This is a genomic window from Litoribacter ruber (genome assembly GCF_018500185.1).
Lineage (GTDB): Bacteria > Bacteroidota > Bacteroidia > Cytophagales > Cyclobacteriaceae > Litoribacter > Litoribacter ruber.
The window spans coordinates 1-1,427 of sequence record NZ_JAHBGI010000048.1 but is presented as its reverse complement, the minus strand read 5'-3'; the positions used below and the strand labels follow the sequence as shown (position 1 = coordinate 1,427).

1 protein-coding gene is annotated in these 1,427 nt (G+C 46.5%); it reads left to right on the top strand.

The annotated features are described in order from the left end of the window. The first annotated feature begins 175 nt into the window (after positions 1-175). Entirely contained in the window at positions 176-1,381 is a 1,206-nt protein-coding gene (locus KIH41_RS18020) for an IS256 family transposase (RefSeq protein WP_214163339.1), read from the top strand. Positions 1,382-1,427 lie beyond the last annotated feature (46 nt).

Below are 1,427 nucleotides of genomic sequence, written 5' to 3'. Positions count from 1 at the left end.
GGGAGTATTTCATAAACTGTGTAAGTCCGATTTTAGGACTTACCGAGAACAGATTATGACCTCGAAATTTCCAGTGTGATTTTGAAAAAATCGCACTGGAAATTTGAGGAGCCCGCGGCAGCGCTTTTCCAATCTGTGAGTAAGAAATTTTCTTACATTTATCACAGATTTCCAAATGAAAAAAGAAGACCTTTTAAACGACAGCTTCCTCAAGCAATTCAAGAGCGGTGAGGAACTTGAGTCCTTCCTGAGCCAGCTTCAGAAGCGGGCGGTGGAGAAAATGCTCGAGGGTGAAATGGATGCACACCTCGGTTACGACAAGCACCAAACATCCACCAATGCCAATTCCCGCAACGGCTATTCCTCCAAAACATTGAAGAATTCCTATGGCGAAGCTGAAATCAGAGTCCCCCGGGACAGGGATGGCAGCTTTAAGCCGGTTCTTGTGCCCAAGCGCAAAAGCATGGCTGAGGGGGTAGAAAACATCATCATCTCCATGTATGCAAAAGGGATGTCAAACCAGGACATTGAGGAGCAGATCCGTGAGCTTTATGATATAAATGTTTCCACCTCTACCATATCCAGGGTTACCAATGCAATTACAGAGGACATAACGGCCTGGAGAAACAGACCACTGGACCCCGTCTACCTGATAGTATGGATGGACGGAATCTCTTTTAAGGTAAGGGAAAACTCCAAGGTTGTCAACAAGACGGTGTACATCGCCGTCGGTCTCAAGACCAATGGCCTGAAGGAGGTTTTGGGGCTTTGGTTGGGAAGAAACGAATCCTCTGCTTTTTGGATGGGTGTTCTCACAGAACTGAAAGCCAGAGGAGTAGAGGACATCCTGATTACAGCCACAGATAACCTCAACGGCTTTACGGAAACCATCAGGGCTTCCTTCCCCCAGTCGGTAACCCAAATATGCGTGGTGCACCAGATCAGGAATGCCTGCCGGTTTGTAGTATGGAAAGACAGGAAGTCTTTTGCCGGGGACATGAAGGAAATATACACTGCCCCCACCAAGGATGCCGCATGGGCCGCGTTGGATGACTTTGCAAAAAAATGGGATTCAAAGTATGCTTACGCAATCAGGAGCTGGAGGGACAACTGGGATGAGCTTACCGTTTTCTTTGACTATCCGGCAGAAATTCGCAGAATCATCTATACCACGAACCTCATTGAGAACCTAAACGGCAAAATCAGAAAGTACACCAAGAACAAGCTTTCTTTCCCTACCGATGAGGCGGTCATGAAGTCCGTTTACCTGGCAGTAATGGAAACCTCCAAAAAGTGGACAATGCCGATCAAGGATTGGGGCGTAATACTTAACAGCTTTCTGCTTATATTTGAAAACAGGGTCAGGCTCAACGGAACCTGACCACTAAACAATTAATCAATACTTACACACTTATTGGGATAGTGTC

What these genes read in the sequence shown, in the direction of transcription:
- KIH41_RS18020 (WP_214163339.1), top strand. Translation starts at nt 176, where the DNA reads ATGAAAAAAGAAGACCTTTTAAACGACAGCTTCCTCAAGCAATTCAAG.